General features: G+C 73.4%; 17 protein-coding genes. 8 read left to right on the top strand and 9 right to left on the bottom strand.

All coding sequences use genetic code 11. The features are described 5' to 3' along the window. Positions 1–21 precede the first annotated feature (21 nt). On the top strand, positions 22–1,014 hold the full coding sequence (locus PLP61_RS03085) for an SLAC1 anion channel family protein (RefSeq protein ID WP_324500260.1): 993 nt from the start codon (positions 22–24) through the stop codon (positions 1,012–1,014). Between the two features lie 20 nt (positions 1,015–1,034). Then, positions 1,035–1,484, top strand: a complete 450-nt coding sequence (locus PLP61_RS03080) for a rhodanese-like domain-containing protein (protein WP_324500258.1) — start codon at positions 1,035–1,037, stop codon at positions 1,482–1,484. A 189-nt stretch (positions 1,485–1,673) separates the two neighbouring features. On the opposite strand, the gene PLP61_RS03075 is transcribed toward PLP61_RS03080, so the two are convergent. Further along, complete coding sequence (locus PLP61_RS03075) at positions 1,674–2,063, bottom strand: SHOCT domain-containing protein (RefSeq protein WP_324500256.1); 390 nt, start codon at positions 2,061–2,063, stop codon at positions 1,674–1,676. Positions 2,064–2,184: 121 nt separating this feature from the next. On the opposite strand from PLP61_RS03075, the gene PLP61_RS03070 reads away from it, so the two are divergent. Both PLP61_RS03070 and PLP61_RS03065 read left to right on the top strand, forming a co-directional pair. Beyond that, on the top strand, positions 2,185–3,102 hold the full coding sequence (locus tag PLP61_RS03070; RefSeq protein ID WP_324500254.1) for a TIGR03086 family metal-binding protein: 918 nt from the start codon (positions 2,185–2,187) through the stop codon (positions 3,100–3,102). Positions 3,103–3,146: 44 nt separating this feature from the next. Next, the gene (locus tag PLP61_RS03065; RefSeq protein WP_324500252.1) at positions 3,147–3,407 is read left to right on the top strand and encodes a GlsB/YeaQ/YmgE family stress response membrane protein; all 261 of its coding nucleotides are present in this window, start codon (positions 3,147–3,149) and stop codon (positions 3,405–3,407) included. 156 nt (positions 3,408–3,563) lie between these two features. Here the strand turns inward: PLP61_RS03065 and PLP61_RS03060 are convergent, their stop codons facing one another. The 3 genes from PLP61_RS03060 to PLP61_RS03050 are packed head-to-tail and all read right to left on the bottom strand — an operon-like array spanning position 3,564 to position 7,824. Beyond that, positions 3,564–5,003 carry an HAD-IB family hydrolase gene (locus tag PLP61_RS03060; RefSeq protein ID WP_324500250.1) on the bottom strand — a complete coding sequence of 480 codons (1,440 nt, stop codon included), beginning with the start codon at positions 5,001–5,003 and terminating at the stop codon, positions 3,564–3,566. Next, entirely contained in the window at positions 5,000–6,841 is a 1,842-nt protein-coding gene (locus PLP61_RS03055) for a 1-acyl-sn-glycerol-3-phosphate acyltransferase (protein ID WP_324500249.1), read from the bottom strand. Before PLP61_RS03055 ends, PLP61_RS03060 begins: the two co-directional genes overlap by 4 nt. Positions 6,842–6,894: 53 nt before the next feature. After that, positions 6,895–7,824: a cation diffusion facilitator family transporter gene (locus tag PLP61_RS03050; protein ID WP_324500245.1), complete on the bottom strand. Its 930-nt coding sequence runs from the start codon at positions 7,822–7,824 to the stop codon at positions 6,895–6,897. A gap of 71 nt (positions 7,825–7,895) precedes the next feature. On the opposite strand from PLP61_RS03050, the gene glgX reads away from it, so the two are divergent. Further along, positions 7,896–10,139: a glycogen debranching protein GlgX gene (gene glgX / locus PLP61_RS03045; RefSeq protein WP_324500243.1), complete on the top strand. Its 2,244-nt coding sequence runs from the start codon at positions 7,896–7,898 to the stop codon at positions 10,137–10,139. Continuing rightward, positions 10,136–14,278, top strand: coding sequence for a malto-oligosyltrehalose synthase (treY, locus tag PLP61_RS03040; RefSeq protein WP_324500241.1), 4,143 nt, complete (start codon positions 10,136–10,138; stop codon positions 14,276–14,278). The genes glgX and treY overlap by 4 nt, the downstream gene beginning before the upstream one ends. Before the next feature lie 30 nt (positions 14,279–14,308). On the opposite strand, the gene PLP61_RS03035 is transcribed toward treY, so the two are convergent. Then, positions 14,309–15,496, bottom strand: a complete 1,188-nt coding sequence (locus PLP61_RS03035; protein WP_324500238.1) for an ATP-binding protein — start codon at positions 15,494–15,496, stop codon at positions 14,309–14,311. Between the two features lie 69 nt (positions 15,497–15,565). Further along, positions 15,566–15,817, bottom strand: a complete 252-nt coding sequence (locus PLP61_RS03030; protein WP_324500236.1) for a hypothetical protein — start codon at positions 15,815–15,817, stop codon at positions 15,566–15,568. A gap of 87 nt (positions 15,818–15,904) precedes the next feature. Here PLP61_RS03030 and PLP61_RS03025 point away from each other — a divergent pair, with 87 nt between their 5' ends. Continuing rightward, positions 15,905–16,771, top strand: coding sequence for an Fpg/Nei family DNA glycosylase (locus PLP61_RS03025; protein WP_324500234.1), 867 nt, complete (start codon positions 15,905–15,907; stop codon positions 16,769–16,771). Between the two features lie 10 nt (positions 16,772–16,781). Here the strand turns inward: PLP61_RS03025 and aat are convergent, their stop codons facing one another. After that, positions 16,782–17,447: a leucyl/phenylalanyl-tRNA--protein transferase gene (aat, locus tag PLP61_RS03020; RefSeq protein ID WP_324500232.1), complete on the bottom strand. Its 666-nt coding sequence runs from the start codon at positions 17,445–17,447 to the stop codon at positions 16,782–16,784. Positions 17,448–17,479: 32 nt separating this feature from the next. Between aat and PLP61_RS03015 the strand changes: the two genes are divergently transcribed. After that, entirely contained in the window at positions 17,480–18,160 is a 681-nt protein-coding gene (locus PLP61_RS03015; protein WP_324500230.1) for an EcsC family protein, read from the top strand. Here PLP61_RS03015 and PLP61_RS03010 read toward each other — a convergent pair. Both PLP61_RS03010 and PLP61_RS03005 read right to left on the bottom strand, forming a co-directional pair. After that, on the bottom strand, positions 18,121–19,335 hold the full coding sequence (locus PLP61_RS03010) for a hypothetical protein (RefSeq protein WP_324500228.1): 1,215 nt from the start codon (positions 19,333–19,335) through the stop codon (positions 18,121–18,123). The genes PLP61_RS03015 and PLP61_RS03010 overlap by 40 nt on opposite strands. Further along, positions 19,332–20,085: hypothetical protein (locus tag PLP61_RS03005; protein WP_324500226.1), on the bottom strand; the 754-nt coding region annotated here is incomplete at its 5' end. The genes PLP61_RS03010 and PLP61_RS03005, both read right to left, overlap by 4 nt.

Below are 20,085 nucleotides of genomic sequence, written 5' to 3'. Positions count from 1 at the left end.
CCAGGGGGTATCCTACGGGGCATGAGCACCGGCGCGCCCGCGACGTCAACCATGCCCACGACCACCAGCCTGGCACACCTACCGGTCACGCTGTTCGCCGCGGTCATGGGCCTGGGTGGCCTGGCCCTCGCCTGGCGTCGGGCGGCCCTGGTCTGGGACCTGCCGCACTGGCCGGCGGACCTGCTCTTCTGGGTCGCCGTCGCGGTGTTCGTCCTGCTCGCCTCGGCGTACCTCGCCAAGTGGGTGCGCTACCCCGAGCAGGCCAGGGCCGAGCTGCGGCACCCGATCCGGATGACGTTCGTCCCCACCGTGACCATCGGGCTGCTGGTGCTCGCCACGGCAGGCCAGGACCTGGTGCCCACACTGGCCCAGGGCGCCTGGTGGGTCGGCGCAGTGGGCCACCTGGTGCTCACGCTCGTGGTGATCAGCGCCTGGTTCACCCGCGAGGACATCGGGCTGACCGAGATGACCCCCGCCTGGTTCATCCCGGTGGTCGGGAACGTGGTGACCCCCCTGGCGGCCCGGAGCCTGGGCTCCGTCGAGCTGGCCTGGTTCGCCTTCGGGGTCGGGCTGGTGTTCTGGGTCGCCCTGCTGCCGCTGCTGCTGTTCCGTCTGCTGCTGCACGGCTCGCCGCTGCCGCCCCCGCTGCTGCCCACGCTGGCCATCTTCGTCGCCCCGCCTGCGGTGATCGGGCTGTCCTGGGTCGCGCTGGGCGGCCACCCCGGCGATCCGGTGACCCGGATCTTCTACGCGGCGATGGTCGCGTTCCTGCTGCTGGTGCTGGCGCAGGGCCGGCGTCTGGCCCGGGTCCCGTTCGCCCTTCCCTGGTGGGCCTACACCTTCCCCCTGGGCGCCGCGGCCGCCGCCGCGACCGCCGCTGCCGGCGCGTGGCCGGGGACGGCGTACGACGTGGTCGCGGGTACCCTGCTCATCCTGGCCACTGTCGTGGTGGCTGTGGTGGTCGCGCTCACCCTGCGCCTGGCCGTCCGTCACCAGATCTGCGTGCCCGACTGACCCGTCTGGAGGAGAAGCCCGTGTCCCGTCGCCTCGCCGCCGCCCTGGCCGCCGTCGTCCTCGGCCTGGGGGTCGCCGCCTGCTCCGACGAGGGGTCCGCGGAGGGGGTCAGCGTCAGCAGCGGACCCACCGCCGAGGCCGCACCCCAGAACGGCGCGACCCTCGACGCGCAGGAGTTCGCCGCCGCCCTCAAGCGCGAGGGGACCATCATCCTCGACGTGCGCACCCCCGAGGAGTTCGCCGAGGGGCACCTCGAGGGCGCGGTGAGCATGGACGTGGAGAGCCCCGACTTCGCCGCCAAGGCCAGTGCGCTCGACCCCACCGCGAGCTACGCGGTCTACTGCCGCAGCGGCAACCGCTCCGCGGTCGCGGTCCAGGCGCTCACCGGCGCCGGCTTCGCCTCGGTCTACCACCTCGAGGGCGGGATCCAGGCCTGGGAGGACGCCGGCGGGGCGGTCGTCACGAGCTGACCGCCGGGCCAGCACGGGCCGAGGCCGACCGGATCCTCGCGGACCGCCGAGCCGCCGACGGCTCGGGCCGGGTCCCCCTGGCCGATGCCGAGGGCAACGAGCTCTGCCTCGAGCGGTCCAGGGACGACAGGGGCCCCAGCCGACCCGGGACGTTCCGGATCGGCTGAGGCCCGACGGTGGCCGGCCCGGTCAGGAACCGAGCGCCTTGGCCTTCAGCTGAGCGAACTCGGCCTCGCTGATGGCGCCGGAGTCCAGCAGCTGCTTGGCTCGAGCGATCTCGTCGCTGGCGGAGCCCCCACCCGCGGCGGCCACGGAGCGGATGTAGTCCTCCGAGCTCTGCTGGGCGGACTGCGCAGCGGCGTACTGACGCTCGGCCATCGACTGCCCGCGCGCCACCAGGTAGACGATGGCGACGATCACCGGGAAGAAGATCAGCCCGACCAGCCAGGCCGCCTTCACCCAGCCCGAGGATTCCCGGTCGCGGAAGATGTCCACGACGATCTGGAACATCACCATCAGGTAGGCGATGAAGAAGAAGGAGATGACCATGAACCAGAAGAAGTCCCAGAAGCTGTTCACGCGTTGACCCTTTCGTTCTCGTGCCCACCCGTGTGGGCCCGATGCTCGCTCGAAACGTTCCCACGTTAGGGCATCGCCCGCTGGTCTTGGCGGAGCCTCGCTGGGCGAGGCACCATGGTCCATGGACCTCAACACGCTCTACCACCGCACCGTCGAGGCATGGGTCGACCGGGTCAACGCCGTGCCCACCGACCAGTGGGACCGGCCCACCCCCTGCCGCCGCTGGCAGGTGCGAGACCTGGTGAACCACGTGACGGGGGAGGACCTGTGGACCGTCCCGCTGATGCGCGGCGCCCGGCTGCAGGAGGTCGGCGACCGGTTCGACGGTGACCTGCTGGGCGACGAGCCCATCGGCCGCTCCCTGCACGCCGCCGGCGAGGCGACGCGGATCGTCGCCGAGCGGCTCCCCGAGCACGGCACCGTGCACCTGTCCTACGGGGAGGAGCAGATGGACGAGTACGTCCGGCAGCTGGCCGCCGACCACCTGGTGCACGCCTGGGACCTCGCGGTCGCCACCGGGGGCGACGCGCGGCTGGACCCGCACCTGGTGGCCGAGGTCGCCACCTGGTTCGCCGAGCGGGAGGACCTCTACCGCGGCGCGGGGATCATCGGTGCGGCGCTGACGCCCCGGGGTGACGCCCAGTCGCGGCTGCTCGCCGCCTTCGGCCGCGACCCGCAGTGGGGGCCGAACCACGCGGCGGCAGCCGCGTTCTCCGACGCGTTCGGGCAGGGTGACGTGGACGCCGTCATGGCGCTGATGACCGAGGACTGCGTGTTCGAGGCCACCTCCCCCGCACCCGACGGCACCCGGGTCGAGGGCGCCGAGGCGGTGCGCAGGGTCTGGGAGGAGCTGTTCGCCGGGTCCTCGGAGGCGTCGTTCACCGAGGAGGAGCTGTTCGTCTCCGGTGACCGCGGCGTGCTGCGCTGGCGCTACGCATGGACCGGGGAGGACGGGGTGCCGGGCCACGTGCGGGGGGTCGACGTACTGCACCTGCGCGAGGGCCTGGTCGCCGAGAAGCTCTCCTACGTCAAGGGGTGAGCCGTGGCGGCCGCCCGGGCGGACCGAGCCCTATGCTTCGACCCATGCTCCTCCTCGGCATCATCCTGTTCGGCATGGTCATCGGTGCCGGCGCCCAGCTGCTCCTCGGCGCCTCCACCCGAGGCATCAACTGGCCGATGGCCTTCGCCAGCGGCCTGGCCGGCTCGTTCGTCGGCGGCCTGCTGATCAGCCTGCTCTCCGGTGACGGGCTCGCGCTGCGCCCCAGCGGCATCATCGGCTCACTCGTCGGGGCGCTGCTCGTCACCGCCGGCTGGCAGTGGTGGCAGCGCCGGTCCACCACCTGACCGACCCGGTCGAACGGCGGCCTCGCGGCGCACTTCTCGCTGTGCCGGTCGCCGCTCCCGGGCGCTGGCCTCGCACGGGAAACCGGCACCTAGCGTGGGGAGCAACCCCTGCGACGTGCTGGTTTCCCCGCCCGGGGAAACCAGCAGCAGGACCCCCTACTCGGGCCAGTCGGCGAGGGTGTCCAGGAACATCCCGCGGACCCTGGTCACCTGGCGGTCCAGGTTGGCCACGGTCCACCGGTCCGTGCGGATCGGGGGGAGCACGGCGACCTGGACGGTGCCAGGGGAGATCAGGACCGAGTGCGCGGGCATGATCTCCCCGGCGTTGCGGATCACGATCGGCACCATCGGCACCCCTGCCTGCAGGGCCAGGTGGAAGGCGCCCTTCTTGAACGGCAGCAGCTTCGGCGTGGGTGAGCGGGTGCCCTCGGGGGCCATCACCAGGGAGCGCCCCTCGCGCAGGCTGTCGACGGCCGGGGCCAGCGCGGCCTTGGCCGCCACGGAGTCGGCCCGGTCGATGAACGCGATGTCGGCCAGCCAGCCGATCGCCGCGAACGTGGGGTTGGTCTTCAGCTCCTTCTTCGCCACGCCCGTGTAGTCGCGCCTCAGCAGCGCACCCAGCACCAGCACGTCGAGCTGGCTCTGGTGGTTGAAGACGAAGACGGCCGGGCGGGACGTCCAGAGGTTCTCCTCGCCCTGGACGTCCAGGCGTACGCCGGCCGCGGCCAGCGACAGCTCCCCCCCGACCGCGGAGGCGACCGCGAGGGCGGTGCTCCGGCTGCGGTTGAGCAGCCCCATCCCGATTCCCACGGTGATGCCGGCGCCGAGGCCGGTGTACGACGCGGCGCTGCGGACGACCGTGGTCGGGGTGAGCCGGCGGTGCCGGTGCAACCGGTGGACCGGCCAGCCCCGCTCCTCGGCGATCCGGGTGAGCTGGACGTCGGGGTTCAGCGGCCGTGGCCGGCCGACGGTGGACAGGTACAGCTCGTCCTCTGCCCCGTTGCCGTAGGCGTAGGACTCCGCCAGGTCCACCCCGTGATCGGCAGCGAACTGGGTGACCGCCGCCGCCTTGCCCGGCCCCCACAGGATCGGTCCCCGGACCCGGCCGGTCAGGATCCCGTCGTGGTCCTCCACCTCGGTGACCAGCAGGTGCTCGATGTCGAGGTCGGCCGCGGCGGCCGCGGCCTGGAACCGGGTCGCGGAGGAGGCCAGCGCGACGGTGTGGCCGGCCTTGAGATGGGCGCGGACCAGCCGCCGGGCGTCCGGGTAGACCTTCGCCGCGATCTTGGTGCGCCACATCTCCTGCCCCAGCACCTCGATCTCCTCCACCGACCGCCCGGCGAGCGCACCGAGGGCGACCTGCACCAGCCGAGTCACGTCGTGACCCCGCTGCTGCATGTTGAAGACCTCGACCATCGTGTGGAGCAGCTCGGTGACACCGATCTCCCCCGAGGTCAGCCGCTCCTTGAAGTACAGCGCGGCGGAGTAGCCGTCGATGAGGGTCCCGTCGAAGTCGAAGAACGCGCCGACCTCCGGCCCCTGCGGGCCGCGGGCCACCTCGTCGAGCAGGTCGTCGATGTCGGCCACCGGGGTCACCGTCCTTGCTCGTCGGTCAGGTCGGGGCGGCCCAGCCCGCCCAGCGAGATGGTACGGACCACGCCGACGGCCCGGACGACGTCGGCCAGCTCGTCGGCGAACTGCCGTCGCGCCCGGCGCAGCTCCTCCCCGCCCGGGCCGAGCAGCCCCCGGTTGTCGGCCAGCCGGATCGCTCCGTTCATCAGGTCCTTGGAGATCGACTCGGGGCTGTGCAGCTGCAGCTGCAGCCAGCGTTGCCGCGCCACCCCGAGGCTCTCGGCGATCAGCGAGTCCCGGTCGACCGGGGCCGCCGGCTCGCGCAGCGCCAGGCGGTCGGCGACCACCAGGTACGCCTCCAGGAACGGCCCGATGACCCGGTGGGCCAGCAGCAGCGGCATCTTGCGCAGCCCCCGGTCGAGGTCCTCCGGAGCCAGCCGGCCCTCGCTCCAGCCCGGGTCGGCGAGGGAGGCCTCGAACCGGACGTCGGCGTCGAACTCGTGCTTGGTGGCGAAGAAGAACTCGTACTTCAACAGGTCGCGGATCGCCAGGGCGTGCTCCCACAGGGCGGACGTCGCGTCGCTCTCGACGCCGTCGCGGCTCTGGACCGCCGAGACCTCCACGATCGCCCGGGTGATGAAGTAGTGGGTGACGGTGTTGCGGTAGAAGCCCGCCTCGTGCTGACGGTCCCGCGCGATGGCGTAGACCGGCTCGAGCCCGCCGTCGTACTCCTCCACGACTCCCTCGCTGACCAGGGTGCGCAGCGCGCGGCGCAGCCCCTCCGGCCGGCCCAGGTCGACGTCGGAGGTCAGTGGCAGCCGGCGGGCGCGGACGTACTCGAGCAGCGGCTCGAGAAGCCCGAGCGTCTCGGCCAGCGTCATCGCCCGGCCGTCGTTGTCGAGCAGGCCGAAGGTCACCAGCGCCGCCGGTGTGATCGGGGTGGCCGCGTTGATCCGGTGGGCGACCTCGAACGCGACCCGGGGCACGATCTCGGTCGGATCCGCCGACCCGGCGCGCTGGCTCGCCTCGTCCAGGGTCTCGCGCAGCGACAGCGGCGACCCGAACCGCACGTGCACCCTGCCGCGGCGACGCGACTGGGCCGACGCGAAGCGGACCAGCCAGCTGAGGCTCTCGGGCGCCTTCGCCCCGCCCGACTCCTCGAACGACAACGCCTCCACCTCGTGCTGCTGGTCGTAGACCATGGCGACCGGCACGATCAGCACGTCGTCGGCGGAGCTGCCGTTGGCCACGAACGCGTCCACCAGGTAGCGAAGCACCCCCATCTTCGGCGGACGCAGCTTCCCCGTGCGGGTCCGCCCACCCTCGAAGTACCACTCCAGGTTGGCGTGCTGACGCAGGAGGTGGCCGAAGTAGAGCCGCATCATCGCGGGGTAGACCGGGTCGTCGCGGGTCGTCCGCCGGATGAAGATCAGACCGCTGCGCCGGCCCAGCTCCGACATCGGCCACATCGCCAGGTTGATGCCGCCGAGGATGTGGTTGGGAGGGAACCCGTGCCGGACCAGGGCGTTGCGCAGCACGAGGGGGTCGAGGTACGAGCGGTGGTTGGGCAGGAAGACCAGCGAGTGCCGGCGACCCAGCTCCCGCAGGGCCGGCAGCGCCGAGCTGTCCGCGTCCACGGTGTAGGAGCGGGTGAGCCACTGCCCGAGACGGTCCCACACCCTGCTGGCCTGGGGGCTGACCTGGGCGGTCATCTCCTCCAGGCAGCTCCGGGCGTCCGCGGCGAGGTCGGCGGGTGCCCGGCCGGTGCTCTCGACCAGCTCCTCCACCGTCCGCTCGAACTCCGCGGACGACATGATCGCCCGCACCGGGTTCCTGGCGTCGGCTCGTCCCTGGTTCGTCACGGGCGTCAGCCTAGGAGCAGCCGGGCCGGAGCGACAGGGATCCGGACCGTCACTCAGGCGTCGGGCTCCCCGGGAGCCTCGATCCCCAGCGACTCCTCGTAGGAGCGCGGGTCCTCGATCGGCTCCAGGTGGGCCGACACCTCGAGGTGGTCCACGACCCCGCGGAGCCGCTCCTCGATCTCCTCGAGCAGGTCGTGGCCCTCCTGGACGGTCCAGGACCCCGGCACCAGCACGTGCATGCTCAGGAAGCTGCGGTGCCCGGCCTCGCGGCTGCGCACCGCGTGGAAGCGGACCTGCTCCGCCTCGTACGCCGCGAGCACCGCGTCCACCTTCGCCTGGGAGTCGGCGTCGAGCGCGCGATCAAGGAGCCCGCTCAGCGACTGGCGGATCAGGCGCCAGCCGGTGTGGATGATGTTGAGGCCGACCGCGGTGGCCACCAGCGGGTCGAGCCGCAGCCACCCGGTGAGGGCCACCAGCAGCACCCCCACCACGACCCCGACCGAGGTCCACACGTCGGTCAGCAGGTGCTTGCCGTCGGCCACCAGGGTGATCGAACGGTGTCGTCTCCCGGCCCGCAGCAGCACCAGGGCCACCCACCCGTTGATCACCGAGGCGAGCGCGGAGATGGCCAGACCCACGCCGACGTTCTCCAGCGGCACCGGGTGCACGAACCGCTCCACGGCGGACTCGATGATGAACACCGCGGCGACGAAGATCATGATCCCCTCGGTCACGGCCGAGAAGTACTCCGCCTTGGAGTGCCCGAAGTGGTGCAGCGCGTCCGCGGGACGCGCCGCCACCCGGAGCGCGAAGAGTGCGACCACCGCGGCGACAAGGTTGACCAGGGACTCGGCGGCGTCCGAGAGCAGCCCCACCGAGCCGGTCAGCCAGTAGGCCCCGGTCTTGAGCACGATGGTCGCGATCGCGGCGCCGATCGACAGCCACGCGTAGCGGGTGAGGCTCTCGCGACGGGCCGTCTCCACGGCTCCAGCCTCCCACGTCACCTCAGGGCGGCGGAGGCGCCCCGGCGTGCTACGTTCGACGCTCCACAGCGATGGGGGACGACGTGCAGACTTGGCCGGGGGCGGCCTACCCTCTCGGTGCCACCTTCGACGGGAGCGGCACCAACTTCGCGTTGTTCAGCGAGGCGGCCGAGCGGGTCGAGCTGTGCCTCTTCGACTCCGGCACCACGTCCGAGGACCCGCTGGTGGAGACGCGGGTCGAGGTCACCGAGGTCGACGCCTACGTCTGGCACTGCTACCTGCCGAACGTCCAGCCGGGGCAACGGTACGGGTACCGGGTGCACGGACCGTACGACCCGGGCCGCGGGCTGCGCTGCAACCCGAACAAGCTCCTTCTCGACCCCTACGCCAAGGCCACCTGGGGCAGGATCGAGTGGAACCCGGCGCTGTTCGGCTACGACTTCGACGACCCGCAGACGCGCAACGACGAGGACTCCGCTCCGCACATGCTGCTGGGCGTGGTGATCAACCCCTTCTTCGACTGGGAAGGGGACCGCAGGCTGGGCCGGCCGTACAACGAGACGGTGATCTACGAGGCGCACGTGAAGGGCCTCACCCAACTGCACCCCGACGTACCCGAGGAGCTCCGAGGCACCTACGCCGGGCTCGCCCACCCCGCCGTCACCGGGCACCTGACCCAGCTCGGGGTGACCGCGCTGGAGCTGATGCCGGTGCACGAGTTCGTCCACGACAGCACCCTGCTGCAGAAGGGCCTGCGCAACTACTGGGGCTACAACACCATCGGCTTCTTCGCGCCCCACTCCGGGTACGCCGTGGCGCGCAAGGACCCGGTGCAGCGCGGCCAGCAGGTGCAGGAGTTCAAGGCGATGGTCAAGGCCATGCACGCCGCCGGCATCGAGGTCATCCTGGACGTCGTCTACAACCACACCGCCGAGGGGAACCACCTCGGTCCGATCCTGAGCCTCAAGGGGATCGACAACGCCGCCTACTACCGGCTGGTCGAGGACGACCGCCAGTACTACATGGACTACACGGGCACGGGGAACTCCCTCAACGTGCGCCACCCCCACTCGCTCCAGCTCATCATGGACTCCCTGCGCTACTGGGTCACCGAGATGCACGTGGACGGGTTCCGGTTCGACCTCGCCGCCACCTTGGCGCGTGAGTTCTACGACGTCGACCGGCTCGCGACCTTCTTCGACCTGGTCCAGCAGGACCCCGTCGTGAGCCAGGTCAAGCTGATCGCCGAGCCGTGGGACGTCGGTCCCGGCGGCTACCAGGTCGGGAACTTCCCGCCCCAGTGGACGGAGTGGAACGGCGCCTACCGCGACACCGTGCGTGACTTCTGGCGGGGCGAGCCCTCGCTCGGCGAGTTCGCCAGCCGGGTCGCCGGGTCCTCGGACTACTACGAGCACTCCGGTCGTCGGCCGGTCGCCAGCATCAACTTCGTCACCGCCCACGACGGCTTCACCCTGCGCGACCTGGTCTCCTACAACGAGAAGCACAACGAGGCCAACGGCGAGGACGGCCGCGACGGGGAGAGTCACAACCGGTCCTGGAACCACGGCGTCGAGGGCCCTACCGACGACCAGGAAGTGCTGCGGGCCCGGGCTCGCACCCAGCGCAACTTCCTCACCACCCTGCTGCTCAGTCAGGGTGTGCCCATGCTCGCCCACGGCGACGAGCTGGGCCGCAGCCAGCAGGGCAACAACAACACCTACGCCCAGGACTCCGAGCTGAGCTGGGTGCACTGGGACGACGCCGACCGCCCGCTGGTCGAGTTCACCGCGGCGGTGTCCAGGCTGCGCGCGGTGCATCCGACCTTCCGCCGCAAGCGGTTCTTCACCGGGACATCCGTGCGGACCGAGGGACCCGAAGGGGGGGAGCGCCTCAACGACATCGTCTGGCTGCACCCCGACGGCCGCCCGATGGAGGAGGGCGACTGGCAGGCGGAGGGCGCGACGCTGCTGGGGATGTACCTCAACGGGCAGGGCATCGAGGGGGCCGACGCCAAGGGCAACCGCATCGTCGACGACCACTTCCTGCTCTACTTCAACGCCGGCCACGCGCCGGTCGACGTACGGCTTCCCCCCGAGGAGTACGCCGCCGGCTGGGACGTCGCCGTCGACACCGCGGCCACCAGCGCGGGCAGTCCGACCCATGCCGCGGGCTCGACCCTCTCCGTGCAGGGCCGCAGCGTCCTGGTCCTGCGTGAGTACACCCTGGCCGAGCCGGAGCCCGACAGCACCGTTGCCGCGTCCGTCGCCGCCCTCGTGGCGCCCGAGCGGACCGGGGCGCGGCAGCGCCGGTCGTGACCCCGCTCCCCGGGCGGGTCCCGCGCAGCACCTACCGCCTGCAGATCACCGAGGAGTTCGACCTGCTGGCGGCCGCCGGGGTGCTCCCCTACCTGCACGACCTCGGTGTCGACTGGGTGTACCTCTCCCCGATCCTGGCCGCCGAGGCCGACAGCGAGCACGGGTACGACGTCGCCGACCACTCCCGGATCGACCCGGCCCGCGGCGGGGTCGCGGGCCTGGCCGCGGTCGCCGCCGAGGCGCGCCGGCTGGGGATGGGCGTGCTGGTCGACATCGTCCCGAACCACGTCGGCGTGGCGAACCCGGCGGGCAACTCCTGGTGGTGGAGTGTGCTCACCTACGGCCCGGCCTCGCCGTACGCCGACGCCTTCGACATCGACTGGGCCGCCGGCGGGGGACGGCTGCGGATCCCGGTGGTGGCCGAGGCGGACCAGGCCGGTCTCGGCGGGCCGATCGCGCACCTGCGCGTCGAGGCCGGGCAGCTGCGGTACCACGACCAGGCCTACCCGCTCGCCCCGGGGACCGCGGACGACTGGGGCGATCCGGGCGTGGACGCCGACACCGTGCACGGACGCCAGCACTACGAGCTGGTCGGCTGGCGACTGGCCGACGCCGGGCTGAACTACCGGCGCTTCTTCGCGGTGAGCTCGCTGGCGGCGATCCGGGTGGAGGACCCGCAGTGGTTCACCAAGACGCACGCGGTGATCGGCGAGTGGTTCACCGACGGCGCGGTCGACGGGCTCCGGGTGGACCACCCCGACGGGCTGCGCGACCCCGGCGGGTACCTCGACGACCTCGCCGCGCTCACCGACGGCGCCTACGTCCTGGTCGAGAAGATCCTCGAGACCGGGGAGCGGCTGCCCCAGGACTGGGCGACCGCGGGGACGACGGGGTACGACGTGCTGGGCCTGGTCGACCGGGTGCTGACCGACCCCGCCGGCGAGGCGCCGCTCACGGCGTACGAGGAGCGGCTGCGCGGCCGGCCCGTCGACTGGCCCGACCTCGTCCACGACAACAAGCGGGCCGTGTGCGACACGATCCTGCGGTCGGAGGTGCTGCGGCTGGGGCGGGAGCTGCGCGTGGCGCTGCCCGACGCCCCCGCCGACACCGAGGACGCCGTCGCCGAGCTGCTGGCGTGCTTCCCGGTCTACCGCTCCTACCTCCCTGAGGGCCGCGAGCACCTCGACGAGGCGCTGGCCGAGGCCCGCCGGAGGCGGCCGGAGCTGGGTGCCACCCTCGACCTGCTCGCGCCGGTGCTGGCCGACCCCGCGAGCGACCCCGCCCTGCGCTTCCAGCAGACCAGCGGAATGGTGATGGCCAAGGGGGTGGAGGACCGCTCGTTCTACCAGTGGGCTCGGCTGACCTCCCTCAACGAGGTCGGCGGGGACCCGGCCGTCTTCTCGGTCTCGGTCGACGCCTTCCACGAGGCGATGGCCGAGCGGCAGCAGGACTGGCCCGCGGCGATGACCACGCTGACCACCCACGACACCAAGCGAGGGGAGGACGTGCGGGCGCGGATCGCCGCCCTGGCCGAGCTGCCCGCCGTGTGGGCGCAGACGCTGGACTCGTTGCTGGCCCGCACCCCCGTGCCCGACTCCGGGCTGGGGAACCTGCTCTGGCAGGCGGTCGTGGGGGCCTGGCCGTCGGCGGGAGGTGCCGAGGACCTGCGCGAGCGGCTGCAGGGATACGCCGAGAAGGCGATGCGGGAGGCCGGCGAGCACACCACCTGGACCGATCCCGACGAGGAGTTCGAGCGCGCCGTGCACGCCGCCGTGGACGCCTGCTTCGACGACGCGGAGACCCAGTCGCTGCTGGCCGGCCTGCTGGACCAGCTGTCCGGTCCGGGCTGGTCCAACGCGCTGGCGGCCAAGCTGGTGGCCCTCACCGTCCCCGGGGTGCCGGACGTCTACCAGGGCAGTGAGTTGTGGCAGCAGAGCCTGGTGGACCCCGACAACCGGCGACCGGTGGACTTCGAGGCGCGGGCGTCCCGGCTCGCCGACCTTGAGGCGGGAGCCAGGCCCCGGCTGAGCGGTGCCGGGGTCGACGACCCGGGCACCGTCAAGCTGCTGGTCACGAGCGCGGCGCTGCGGCTGCGCCGCGACCGGCCGGAGCTGTTCACCGGCTACGGCCCGCTGGCCGCGGCCGGGGACGCGGCGGCGCACGTGCTCGCCTTCGACCGCGGTGGGGCGGTGACCGTGGTGACCCGGCTTCCCGTGGGGCTCGCCGCACGCGGCGGGTGGGGCGGCACGACGCTCGCTCTGCCCGCCGGGGAGTGGGTCGACGTGCTCTCCGGCCGGACGGTCGCCGGTGGCGACGTACCGCTGGCCACGCTGCTCTCCGAGCACCCCGTCGCGCTCCTCGCCAGGGTGCCCGCGGAGGAGCCGGTCCCGCCCCGGCGAGGAAGGTTCGACGTGTGGGCGCCGCGGCCGCACCGGGTCGGGCTCCGGGTCGGCGACCGGGTGGTGCCGATGGAGCGTGGCGCGGACGACTGGTGGCGACCCACCGGTCCGGTGCCGGACGGCGAGGTCGACTACGGGTACCTGCTGGACGACGACCCCACGCCCCGGCCCGACCCGCGCTCGCGGCGCCAGCCCGGAGGGGTGCACGGCCTGTCCCGCACGTTCGACGCGTCGGCGTACGCCTGGCGCGACGCGACCTGGACCGGGCGCCAGCTGGCCGGGTCGGTCATCTACGAGCTGCACGTGGGGACGTTCACCCCCGAGGGCACCTTCGACGCCGCGCTCGCCCGCCTGGACCACCTGCGCGAGCTGGGTGTCGACCTGGTCGAGGTGATGCCGGTCAACGCGGTGCCCGGCGTCCACAACTGGGGGTACGACGGGGTGCTGTGGTCCACGGTCCACGAGCCCTACGGCGGCCCCGAGGCCTACCAGCGTTTCGTCGACGGGTGCCACGCCGCGGGCCTGGGGGTCGTCCAGGACGTGGTGTACAACCACCTCGGCCCGTCGGGCAACTACCTGCCGCTGTTCGGCCCCTACGTCACCGAGGAGCCCGGCCGCCTGTGGGGACCCCAGGTGAACCTGGACGGCGAGGGGAGCGCCGAGGTCCGCCGGCTGGTCCTGGACAACGTGCGCATGTGGTTCGAGGACTTCCACGTCGACGGGTTGCGCCTGGACGCGGTGCACGCGCTGTCCGACGAGTCGGCGGTGCACCTGCTGGAGGAGATGGCGGTGGAGGTCGCCGCGCTCTCGGCCCACCACCGCCGGCCGATGACGCTGATCGCCGAGTCCGACCTCAACGACGCACGGCTGGTGGCCCCGCGGGAGGCAGGCGGCTACGGCCTGGACGCCCAGTGGGACGACGACTTCCACCACGCGCTGCACGTCGCCCTCACCGGGGAGACCGGCGGCTACTACGCGGACTTCGCGCCGCTCGGTGCCCTGGCCAAGGTCTTCGGCAGCGGCTTCTTCCACGACGGCACCTGGTCGTCGTTCCGGGGGCGGCCGCACGGCGCGCCCCTCGACACCGAGCGGGTGCCGGGCTGGCGGCTGGTGGTGTGCAGCCAGAACCACGACCAGGTCGGCAACCGGGCGCGCGGGGACCGGCTGACCGAGCAGCTGGACTCTGACCAGCTGGTGTGCGCGGCGATGCTGACGCTGCTCTCGCCGTTCACCCCGATGCTCTTCCAGGGCGAGGAGTGGGCGGCCTCCGCGCCCTTCCCGTTCTTCACCTCCCACCCCGAGCCCGCGCTCGGGGCCGCCGTGGCCCAGGGCCGGCTGGAGGAGTTCGAGCAGATGGGCTGGAACCCCGCCGACGTGCCCGACCCGCAGGACCCGGCGACGTACGCCGCGGCCACGCTCGACTGGGGGGAGCTCTCCACCGGCCGGCACGCGGTGGTGCTCGAGGTGTACCGCCGGCTGCTGCGGCTGCGCCGGTCGCGGCGGGAGGTGACCGACCCGGACCTCCGCGGCGTCTCGTGCACCGCCGACGAGGAGCGGCGGCTGCTCACCCTGCGCCGTGCTGGCCTGCTGGTCGCGGTCAACTTCGGGGACCGGGAGGCGCGGGTCGACCTGGGCCGGGCGGGGCTCGAGCTGCTCTTCACCACGCCCACCCCCGCGCGGCTCGAGGGAGTCGGCCTGGTGCTGCCCCCGCACGCCGGCGCGGTGGTGGCACCCGGCTGAGCGCCGAGGTCCGACAGGCCCGCTCCACCCTCAGCGGGCCCGCAGGAACCGGCCGAAGTGGGGGACGGTGAAGGCGACGCTGCCCCGCTCGGCGGCGTACACCAGGCCCTTCTTGATCAGCCCGTCGCGGGCCGGGGAGAGGGACTGCGGCCGGCGGGCGAGGTGCCGGGCGATCTCCGCGGTCGGGACGGCGGCGTCCCCCCGGTCCGCCCCCAGGTCCGCGATCGCGGTCAGGTAGTCGCGCTCGGCGGGCGTCGCCCGCTCGAAGCGGGCGCCGAAGAACCCGAGCGCCAGCTCGGCCTCGGCCTCGGGAGCCGCCTCGCGGACGTCGGCGGCGGTGATCGGGGTGCCGACCGCCACGTCCCAGGTGACCTTCCCGTAGGCCTGCACGAAGTAGGGGTAGCCGTCGGTCATCCGGTAGAGCTCGTCGAGGGCGGACGGCTCGAACTCGACGTCCTCGGTCGCCGCCGGCACCTGGAGTGCGCGGTCGGCCATCTCCCGTGGAAGCCGGTCGACCGAGACGTAGCGGAAGAGCCGTTCGGCGTAGGACTTCGAGGCGGCCAGCGCCACCGGGAGGTGCGGCAGCCCGGCCCCGACGAGCAGCAGCGGCGACCCCTGCTGGCTGATCTCGTGGCCCGCGCCGCACAGCGCACCCAGCTCGGGACCGGCGACGTCCTGCATCTCGTCGACGAACAGCGCGATCCCGACGCCGAGGTCCTGGGCGAGCAGCGCGACGTCGGTGAACAGCTCGACGAGGTCCAGCTCGAGGTCCCCCGAGTCCGCCCGGCCGCGGGCCGCGACCACGTCGACCGGCGGCGTCCAGCGCGTCCCCTTGCGACCCTCCACCCCGGTGCGGAGCGCGAAGGACTTCAGCACCGAGACCACCTCGTCGACCCGGTCCGGGTCCCGGTGCCGGTGCGCCACCTCACGCACGGCTGCGTGCACCGCCTGGGCCAGCGGGACCCGGATGCTCTGCTCGGGGCGCGCCTCGACCTTCCCGGTCCCCCAGGCCCGGCCCACCGCCTGCGACCGCAGCGCGTTGAGCAGCACGGTCTTGCCCACCCCCCGCAGCCCCGAGAGCACCATGCTGCGGTCGGGGCGCCCCGCCGCGACCCTCTCGAGGGTGATCTCGAACTGCGCGAGCTCCCGGTCGCGGCCGGCCAGCTCGGGCGGCCGCTGGCCGGCGCCGGGCGCGTAGGGGTTCCTGATCGGGTCCACGCCGGCGACGATATCGGGCTGTCTAGCGCCTGCCGTAGATTGTCTCGCGCGCGCCGCCGACCGGGTCGCTCACGCGGAGGAGGCGTCCCGCCGCTCGCGAGTGGCGTCGTACGCCGTGTCCAGGCCGCGGCGCAGCAGCTCGACCAGCGCGGGGACCTCGTCCACAGCGAGTCGGAACGAGCCGGTGCACACGTTGTCGCGCCACAACGACAGCACCACGACCCCGGACTCGTGGTGCCACGACGCCCGCAGCGCGCGCCCGTCTCCTCGGGCGTCGAAGAAGACCGACCCCTCCGCAGGGAGCGGGTGCACGGGCTGCATCCCCCCATCATGCGCCGCGTACCTGAACGCGTCCACAGGTTCGCGCGGCGACCGGCCCGGGATGGACACGGCAAATAGACTGGCCCGGTGCCCGAGCTGCCCGAGGTGGAGGCGCTGGCCCTGGACCTGCGCGGCCGGCTGGCCGACCGAGCGATCGTCCGGGTGGACCTGGTGGCCTTCAGCGCGCTGAAGACCTACGACCCGCCGCTGTCGGCGCTCGAGGGGACCCTGGTCGAGGACGTGACCCGGCACGGAAAGTTCCTCGACGTCACCGCCTCCGGGCTGCACCTGGTGCTGCACCTCGCCCGGGCGGGCTGGGTCCGCTGGCGCGAGGAGGTCCCGAGCCTGCCGCCCCGGCCCAGCGCGAAGTCACCACTGGCGGCGCGGGTGGTCCTGGACGGCGGTGCCGGGCTCGACGTCACCGAGGCGGGCACCAAGAAGAGCCTGGCGCTGTACGTGGTGCGCCGGCCGAACGACGTCGAGGGGATCGCCCGGCTCGGCCCCGACCCGCTCTCCGAGGCGTTCACTCCTGACGTGCTAAGTGGCATCCTGGCCGAGGCCGGTCGTGCCCAGCTCAAGGGCGTCCTGCGGCACCAGGGCACGATCGCCGGGATCGGCAACGCCTACTCCGACGAGCTGCTGCACGCGGCTCGGCTCTCCCCGTTCAAGCCGGCCGGCTCGCTCAGCGAGGAGGAGCTCGCCACGCTGTACGCCGCCATCCGCACCGTCCTCGGGGAGGCCGTCGAGCGGTCCCGGGGCCTGGCGGCCGCGGAGCTGAAGGGGGAGAAGAAGTCCCACCTCGCGGTGCACGGCCGCACGGGCCTGCCCTGCCCGGTCTGTGGCGACACCGTGCGTGAGGTGTCCTTCGCCGACTCCAGCCTGCAGTACTGCCCCACCTGCCAGACCGGCGGCAAGCCCCTGGCCGACCGCCGGATGTCGCGCCTGCTCAAGTGACACCGGGCCGTCAGTCGAACGGTGAGGGCAGCGGCAGCGCCGCGGCCAGCCGCCGGAGGAACACCGGTCGGGGCACCTCGACCACCCCCAAAGAGGCCAGGTGCGGGGTCGACCACTGCACGTCGAGCAGCCGGGTGTCGGCATGCTGGTCGCGCAGCAGCTCCACGAGCGCCACCAGCGCCACCTTCGACGCGTCGGTCTCGCGGTGGAACATCGACTCCCCCGCGAACAGCCCGCCGATGGCCACGCCGTACAGCCCACCCACGAGCCGGCCCTGGCGCCACACCTCGACGGAGTGCACCCAGCCGAGCTCGTGCAGCCGCAGGTACGCCGCGCGCACGTCGTCGTCGATCCACCCCGACGGGCGCGCCGGGTCGGCGCACCCGTCGATCACCCCGGCGGGGGCGGTGTCGACCCGGATCTCGAACCGCCGGCAGGAGCGGCGCAGCGAGCGGGAGACCACCAGCCCGGTCAGCGGCAGTACGCCCCGACGGACCGGGCTGAACCACAGCGGGGGGCTGCCTGGACCGTCGGAGGGCATCGGGAACAGCCCGCGACGGTAGGCCGCCAGCAGGGTCCCGGGGGCCAGGTCGGCGCCCAGCGCCACCACGTCGCCGTCGGGGAACGCCGCAGGTGGGGGGAACGCCCAGCGCGACGGCGGCGGTTCCACGGGCACCCCGTCACGGTAGCGCCCGTAGCATGACCGGCATGACCCTCAAGACGACCCTGGGCGACCTGCTGGGCCCGCAGCTGCCGCACGCGGCGCCCGGGCTCACGACGGCGTTCGTGCGCGAGGCGCTGGACCGGGCCGTCCACGGCATCGGTCCGCTGCCACCCGCCGTGGTCGCGGCCGAGCGGCAGCTGGCCGAGCAGCGGGGCCACGTCGACCGGGCGGTGCACGAGGTGATCGAGAACCACGTCCGGCTGGCCGGAGCGCAGGGCTTCGCCACCAACCTGGGCGGGCTGGTCACGGTGGCGGTGATGCTGCCGACCAACATCATCGGCCTGGCGGTCATCCAGAGCCGGATGGTCGCCGGCATCGCCCACCTGCGCGGCTACGACCTGACCGACCCGCGCGTCAAGAACGCCGTGCTCGCCTGCCTGCTCGGTGAGGAGATGGTCGACGCCATGGTGGCCAGCCGGAGGCTGCCGGCGCCGCCGATGGCGCTGGCCACCGCGCCGGTGCTGGACCCGCACCTGGAGCAGGTCATCGCGGCGGAGGTGGCCGCGTCGGTGATCTCCAAGGTGGCCGGCCGCCGGGCGCTGATGGCGATGGGCCGGCGGATCCCCGTGGTCGGGGGGCTGGTCGGGCTGGGTGCCGACGGGTTCGTCACCTGGCGGGTCGGGCGCTACGCCGACCGGGAGCTCCTGCCGCGGGTGCGTCGGTAGGTGGCCAGCACCCCGCGTCCCAGGCGGCCCGCGTCGAGCCGGCGGACGACCTTCTCACGCAGCCGGTACGACGGTCTCAGGAGGGCGCGGTCCAGGGCGTCCTTGGTCGCTCCGAGCTCACCCTCGAGCCGCAGCCCGTCCTGCCGGAGCCGGGCGTTCTCCAGCAGCAGGGCGACGACCGCGTCCACCGCGGCGGCCGCGACCTGACGCTCCGAGGGTCGGTCGGGGTCGGCGTAGCGGGTGGTCGGCGGCCCGCCGCGCAGGTCCTCGAGGTCGCCGACCACGTCGTACCCGCGCCGCTGCAGCTCGGCGATCCACCGCTCGGACAGGTCGCTCACCCACGGGTGCATGGCGGGCGGAAGCGCCAGCCGCGGGCTGCCGGTACGCCGCGAGAGGGTCTGGTGGGCCAGGAGCTCACGCACCAGCGGGCGGTAGTCCGGAGGGTCCAGCCGCTCGTTGGCCACCCGGTTGATGCGCCGGACGAGCGCGGTCTCGGGCACGCCGAGGGACGGGTTGGCCCGCTCCGCGGACAGGTCCAGGTCGAGCCCGGCGAGCCCGAAGACCCGGGAGAACCGCGACCAGAGCAGGTCCGGAGGTGACCCCGGGGGCGGGACCGTGACCAGGTGGACGCGCTCGGGGGGAAGGTCCTGGGCCCACCGGTCGAGGATGTCGGGGATCTCCTGCACCCCCCAGAACCAGGTGGCGATGCGGCCCTCGCGGTCGGGGTCCTGGATCATCTCCAGGAAGCGGGCGTAGCTGAGCACCGCCCGGTGCTTCACGTTCTCCTGCCACTCGGCGGGGATCTGCCGCACCAGGTCGCGCACCGACAGCACCACGTGCACCTCGGCCCCGCTGTAGTGCCCCACCGCCTCCAGGGCCCGCGCGGCCTGGACCCGGGTGGCCCGGGCCAGGATCTCGTGGCTGACGATCACGGTGCCCGAGGATCGGCGCACCTGGTCGGCCAGCCGGTCCCAGGCGCCCACCGCCTCCCTCTCCAGCCCGCCCCACGGCAGCTGCATCAGGTCCAGCGCGGCCAGGAAGTGGGCGTCGAACCGGTCGGCGGGGTAGCTGATCCCCTGCCGTGCGAGCCGGCGCCTGTTGCGGAAGAGCACCTCCTGCAGGTGCGACGTCCCGGTCTTGGGGGTCCCGACGTGCAGCAGCACCCGTGTGCTCATTCCGGCACCTCCTCCTCCACCCGGCTCCCGGGCCCAGCGAGCACGAGCTGGATGGCCAGCGCGAGCGCACCGGCTGCGCTGGGCGCCCCGCCTCCGGGCTGGCCGGCCAGGACCACGTCCGGGAGCCCGTGGACAGCGTAACGAGGTCGGGCGAGGGCCCGCCGCATCCGGTGCGCCTCCTCGAGCGCCCAGTCCCGGTGCTCCGGCGGGAGGCCCGGGGGCGGTCCCGCGGCCTCGACGACCCGCGGCCGGAGCACCTGGCGGAGCACCCGGGCGCGCTCGCGGGGAGGCATCCGCATGTCCAGCACGGGAGTCAGGGTGCGAGCCAGCTCGGCCGCGTCGGCGGCGATCCCGCCCGGCCAGTGGGGGAGGTCGGCGCGCAGCAGCGTGGACAGGGCCGCCTCGTCGAGCACCACGTGCACCCGGCGAGGGCCGACGCGGGCAGACCAGGCCTCCGCGACCCGGGGCAGGTCGATCCGGGGTGGGAGGCGGGTGGTGCGTCGCCAGTGCTCGACCCAGGCCTCCCACGGCAGGGTCCGGGACTCGAAGCAGCGGGCCACCCAGGCGTCGGCCAGCATCCGCTCCAGGCCGGCCCCCAGGGCGAGGACGTGGGCGCGACGCCCGCCGAGCGGCGTCCCGGCGGCGGTGAGCGAGCGGCGCACCGCGCTCCCGAGCTGCGGATCCCCGACCAGCCGGTAGCGCCGCCGCCATGGTGGCCTGCGGCGGGGCGGCGGCGCCGGGGGCGGAGGC

It is taken from the genome of Nocardioides sp. (assembly GCF_035429765.1).
GTDB lineage: Bacteria > Actinomycetota > Actinomycetes > Propionibacteriales > Nocardioidaceae > Nocardioides.
Note: the sequence above shows the minus strand (reverse complement) of the source record. Positions and strands in the feature narration are given on the sequence as shown.

Coding starts and splice junctions, on each gene's coding strand:
- PLP61_RS03010 (WP_324500228.1), bottom strand. CDS start 19,335: ATGAGCACACGGGTGCTGCTGCACGTCGGGACCCCCAAGACCGGGACG.
- PLP61_RS03085 (WP_324500260.1), top strand. CDS start 22: ATGAGCACCGGCGCGCCCGCGACGTCAACCATGCCCACGACCACCAGC.
- PLP61_RS03030 (WP_324500236.1), bottom strand. CDS start 15,817: ATGCAGCCCGTGCACCCGCTCCCTGCGGAGGGGTCGGTCTTCTTCGAC.
- PLP61_RS03015 (WP_324500230.1), top strand. CDS start 17,480: ATGACCCTCAAGACGACCCTGGGCGACCTGCTGGGCCCGCAGCTGCCG.
- PLP61_RS03070 (WP_324500254.1), top strand. CDS start 2,185: ATGGACCTCAACACGCTCTACCACCGCACCGTCGAGGCATGGGTCGAC.
- glgX (WP_324500243.1), top strand. CDS start 7,896: ATGGGGGACGACGTGCAGACTTGGCCGGGGGCGGCCTACCCTCTCGGT.
- PLP61_RS03065 (WP_324500252.1), top strand. CDS start 3,147: ATGCTCCTCCTCGGCATCATCCTGTTCGGCATGGTCATCGGTGCCGGC.